Origin of the sequence: Ramlibacter sp. (assembly GCF_035706265.1) — a bacterium.
Classification (GTDB): domain Bacteria; phylum Pseudomonadota; class Gammaproteobacteria; order Burkholderiales; family Burkholderiaceae_C; genus Ramlibacter.
The window spans coordinates 1-4399 of record NZ_DASSVG010000729.1 but is presented as its reverse complement, the minus strand read 5'-3'; the positions used below and the strand labels follow the sequence as shown (position 1 = coordinate 4399).

Here is a 4399-nt window from a genome sequence, read left to right as displayed (position 1 = left end):
GGCCCCGTCGGGCCGCCTCGATGGCGAAGGCCAGGGCCGCATCGACGCCGGCCGCGCGTGCCGCGGGCGCATCGGCGGGCAGCGGCGGCAGCCGGTAGCGGCGCGGCGCGGCGCGCAGGGCGGCCAGCAGGAGGTCTCGGGCGGCTTGCAAGCCGCCCAGTGTGTCAGAACGTGGACTGCGGCAGCGATGCGCGTCGCGTGTTTCCCCGCTTCCGAGCCGCGCGGTGGCCCGCTACAACGCGGGCGATGCACCCCGAACCGATCGCCTACATGGAGCGCACGCGCGCGTGGTACCTCGCGCTCGGCTACGGCAACCCCTACCGCTACGCGCACTTCGAGGAGGTGCCGTTCCAGCCCTTGGGCAAGCCGCTGGCAGAGTGCGTCGTGACGCTGGTGACCACGGCCGCGCCCTACCAGCCAGGCAAGGGCCCGCAAGGGCCGGGCGCGCCGATGAACGCCGCCGTCAAGTTCTACGTGCCCTACACCGGCGACACGGCGCGCGACCACGACCTGCGCATCGCGCACGTGGCCATCGACCGCAAGCACACCTCCATGGAGGACAGCAACTGCTGGTTCCCGCTGCCGCTGCTGCGGGCGCTGGCCGGCGAGGGGCGGCTGCGGATGGCGCCGCGCTTCCACGGTGCGCCCACCAACCGCAGCCAGCGCCGCACGCTGGAGCACGACGTGCCCCTGATCGTGCAGCGCTGCCGCGAAGACGGCGTCGACGCCGCCCTGCTGGTGCCCAATTGCCCCGTGTGCCACCAGACGCTGGCGCTCGTCGCGCGCGGGCTGGAGGCGGCGGGCATCGCCACCGTGGTGATGGGCTGCGCGCGCGACATCGTGGAGCATGCGGGCGTGCCGCGCTTCCTGTTCTCCGATTTCCCGCTCGGCAACGGCGCCGGCAAGCCGCACGACCCCGCCTCGCAGCGGCAGACGCTGGAGCTGGCGCTCGAGCTGCTGCAGCAGGCGACCGGTCCGCGCACCACGCTGCAGTCGCCCCTGCGCTGGAGCGATTCGGACGACTGGAAGCTCGATTACTGCAACCCGGAGCGCGCGAGCGCCGAAGAAATGGCCCGGGCGCGGGCCGAGTTCGATGCGGTGAAGGCGCAGGCGCTGGAGATCCGCGCCGCGCAGACGGGCGAGGCCGCGCAGGCTCCGTGAGGCGCTTCAGTGCCGCTGGACGACGGCCTGCTCGATCCCCTGGAACAGCTGGGCGTAGCCTTCCTTGGCCTTGCGGATGCGCTCGAGGTCGCTCAAAAGCGTTTCCAGCGCGGACTGCGCGCCCACGCCGCTGCGCCCGCGCGGAACGCGGAAGTCCGGCGGCTTGACCTCCGGATCGAGGAACACGATGCGGTCTTGCATGGCGGCAGGCTCGTGGGAGGCCATGTTAGCAGCGCCCGCCGCGCGCCGCCAGCGCCCGCAAGTGCCCTGGCGTCAGGCGTGCACGCCGCGGGCGATCAGGAAGGGCGCGAAGCTCTTGTCGGAGACCAGGATGTGGCGGGCCAGCCAGTCGCCCAGGAACTGCAGGGTGGCGATGGCCACCGTGGTGTCGCTGCCTTCTTCCTTCAGCCGGCGCGCCAGCGCCTTGGCCTGGTCGGTCAGCTTGCCGTGCTCGGCCCGGTGCGCCGCTTCCTCCTTGAAGCCGGCTTCGCGCAGCAGCTTTTCCTCGAACGCGAAGTGGTAGGCGCAGTAGTCCACCACGCTGGTCAGGACCTTGTCGATCACCTCGCTGCCGTGCCCCTGCTGCATGGCGTCGTACAGCTCGTTGAAGAGGGCGAACAACTTCTGGTGCTGGCGGTCGATCTCGGCGATGTGCAGGCTGTACTTGTCTTCCCAGACGAACGCGGTCATTGCATTGGCTCCTATCCGGGGGAGAAGGTACTCCCCCCCGGCGGAGGGGCTATTGTGTTAGCGCAAGTGAACCGTGCGTCGCCGCGGCTGGCGTGACGCTTTCCCGCATTGCGAGGCCCTGGGGCGGGCTTCAGGGCTCGGTGTGTTCCGGCACCCGCCGGTACTCCACCCGCACGCCGTGCACGTGGTCGACGCCGACGAAGTCGTTGCGGCCCTGGAAATCCACCTCGAAGGTGGCGAAGGGCACCTTCAGGCGCGAGGGCGGCTCGCCGTTCATGCGCGTGTACTTCCGTTTGAGGTTGGTGCCGTCATAGAGCCAGGTGCCCTCGTGCTCCATCCGGGTGACGCGCCCTTCGGGTTCGGCGATGCGCACGCTCTCGCGGAAGGCGCCGCCGCCTTCGAGTTCCAGCACCCGGCGCACCCGCACGCCGCGCTCGCTGTATTCGCGCAGCCAGGTGCCGCGCAGCAGCTCCTGCCGGTCGATCGCCGCCGGCGACAAAGTGGCGGTGGGTGGGAGCCAGCTGTTCAGGGTCCAGGCGAGCGCGGCCAGCCCCACCAGGGGCAGCAGCCAGGGCGGCGCGGAGGAAGAGCGGCGGGCCACCGCCGGACTATCCCAGAAACGGCCGCCGCGTGGGGCGGCCCGCCCCGGGGCGCTTACTGCGGCAGCATGCGGCCGGTCTGCTCGTAGCGCTCGTGCCAGGAGAGCGCCTCGCGCAGCAGGTGCGGCGTGTGCAGGCCTGCGCGGCCGGCCCGGCCCAGGGCCTGGGCGCGCTCCTCGTAATCCTGCAGGGCGGCGCGGTAGGACGGATGGGCGCAGCGCTCGATGACGACCTTGGCGCGCTGGCGCGGCGCCAGGCCGCGCAGGTCGGCCAGGCCCTGTTCCGTCACGACCACCTGGACGTCGTGCTCGGTGTGGTCGACGTGGCTGGCCATCGGGACGATGCAGGAGATGGCGCCGTCCTTGGCCGTGGAGGCCGGCATGAAGATCGACAGGTAGGCATTGCGGGCGAAGTCGCCCGAGCCGCCGATGCCGTTCATGATGCGCGTGCCCATCAGGTGGGTCGAGTTGACGTTGCCGTAGATGTCGGCCTCGATCATGCCGTTCATGGAGATCACGCCCAGGCGCCGGATCACTTCCGGGTGGTTGGAGATCTCCTGCGGCCGCAGCAGGATGCGCTCGCGGTAGTGGTCGATGTTGTCCAGGAACTCCTGCATCCCGGCGTCGCTGAGCGACAGCGCCGTGGAGGAGGCGAAGGCGAGCGTGCCGGACTTCAGCATCTCCAGCATCCCGTCCTGCAGCACCTCGGTGTAGGCCGTGAGGCCCTTGTACTTGCCCTTGTCGAGGCCGCTCAGCACCGCGTTGGCCGTGTTGCCCACGCCGGACTGGATCGGCAGCAGCTCCTTCGGCAGGCGGCCGCGCGAGACCTCGTGGCCGAGGAAATCGAGGATGTGTTCGGCGATCCGCTCCGAGGCTTCGTCGGGCGGCGTGAACTTCGGGTTGCGGTCGGCCTGGTGGGTCTCCACGATGGCCACCACCTTGGCCGGGTCCACGTGCAGGTAGGCGTCGCCGATGCGGCTGCTCGGGTGCAGCACCGGGATCGGCCGCCGGTTGGGAGGCAGGGCGGTGCCGTAGTAGATGTCGTGCATGCCTTCGAGGCCGAGGGCGTGCGCGCTGTTGACCTCCAGGATCACCTTGTCGGCGAGGTCCAGCCAGGTCTTGTTGTTGCCCACCGAGGTGGAGGGGATCAGGCGCCCGTCCTCCAGCACGCCGGCCACTTCGACCAGGGCCACGTTGAGCTTGCCGAGGAAGCCGAACCAGACGAACTGCCCCACGTGCGACAGGTGGATGTCGAGGTATTCCATTTCGCCGGCGTTGATGCGGGCGCGGCAGGTGGGATCCGACTGGTAGGGCAGGCGCATCTCGATCCCGCCGACCTTGGCCAGCGCGCCATCGAGTTCGGGCGCGGTGGAGGCGCCGGTCCAGACGCCGATGCGGAAGGTGTCGCCGCGTGCGTTGGCCGACTCGATGCGCTGCGCCAGGGCGGGCGGCACGGCCTTGGGATAGCCGGAGCTGGTGAAGCCGCTCATGCCGACGTGGTCGCCGTGCTGGATGAGGGCGGCCGCCTGTTCGGCGGACATGATCTTGCGGCGCAGGCCGGGATGGAGGACGCGGGAGCGGGGGGACAGCACTCGTTCTACTCGGTTCGTGGGGAAATGCAGTCTAAGGGCCGCATCCGGGTGGGCGACTGAGGGAGGTCAAGCTGGACCGGGTCGAAAGGCTTTTGTCCCCCGTGGCGGAATCGCTGGGCTTCGGGCTTCGCCGCTCAGCGCCAGCCTTCGAGAGGCCGCCGCTCAGCGCCAGCCTGCGAGAGGCCGCCGCTCGGACGCGGAGCTGGTTTGCGTAGGCTGGTGCTGAGCGCGACAGCGCGAAGCCCAGCGCTTCACCGCTGCCGCGGATCCAGCGCATCCCGCAAGCCATCCCCCAGCAGATTGAACGACAGCACCAGCAGGAAGATCGAGACCCCCGGCCAGATCGCCATCCACGGCG

Annotated in this window: 5 protein-coding genes and 1 pseudogene; 1 reads left to right on the top strand and 5 read right to left on the bottom strand. The window is 70.4% G+C overall.

What is annotated here, in order from left to right; translation table 11 throughout:
* The first annotated feature begins 246 nt into the window (after positions 1-246).
* Positions 247-1161, top strand: coding sequence for a reductase (locus tag VFM98_RS26055; protein WP_325112791.1), 915 nt, complete (start codon positions 247-249; stop codon positions 1159-1161).
* Positions 1162-1167: 6 nt separating this feature from the next.
* Here VFM98_RS26055 and VFM98_RS26050 read toward each other — a convergent pair whose 3' ends face one another.
* From VFM98_RS26050 to VFM98_RS26030, 5 genes and pseudogenes are all read right to left on the bottom strand, one after another.
* Positions 1168-1362, bottom strand: coding sequence for a hypothetical protein (locus VFM98_RS26050; RefSeq protein ID WP_325112790.1), 195 nt, complete (start codon positions 1360-1362; stop codon positions 1168-1170).
* A gap of 72 nt (positions 1363-1434) precedes the next feature.
* Positions 1435-1851, bottom strand: a complete 417-nt coding sequence (locus VFM98_RS26045) for a bacteriohemerythrin (protein ID WP_325112789.1) — start codon at positions 1849-1851, stop codon at positions 1435-1437.
* A gap of 130 nt (positions 1852-1981) precedes the next feature.
* Entirely contained in the window at positions 1982-2452 is a 471-nt protein-coding gene (locus tag VFM98_RS26040) for a hypothetical protein (RefSeq protein ID WP_325112788.1), read from the bottom strand.
* A 53-nt stretch (positions 2453-2505) separates the two neighbouring features.
* Positions 2506-4038: an acetyl-CoA hydrolase/transferase family protein gene (locus VFM98_RS26035; RefSeq protein ID WP_325112792.1), complete on the bottom strand. Its 1533-nt coding sequence runs from the start codon at positions 4036-4038 to the stop codon at positions 2506-2508.
* A 254-nt stretch (positions 4039-4292) separates the two neighbouring features.
* Positions 4293-4399 (bottom strand): annotated as a pseudogene (locus tag VFM98_RS26030) (ABC transporter permease); the annotation flags it as partial.

Coding starts and splice junctions, on each gene's coding strand:
- VFM98_RS26055 (WP_325112791.1), top strand. CDS start 247: ATGCACCCCGAACCGATCGCCTACATGGAGCGCACGCGCGCGTGGTAC.
- VFM98_RS26050 (WP_325112790.1), bottom strand. CDS start 1,362: ATGCAAGACCGCATCGTGTTCCTCGATCCGGAGGTCAAGCCGCCGGAC.
- VFM98_RS26045 (WP_325112789.1), bottom strand. CDS start 1,851: ATGACCGCGTTCGTCTGGGAAGACAAGTACAGCCTGCACATCGCCGAG.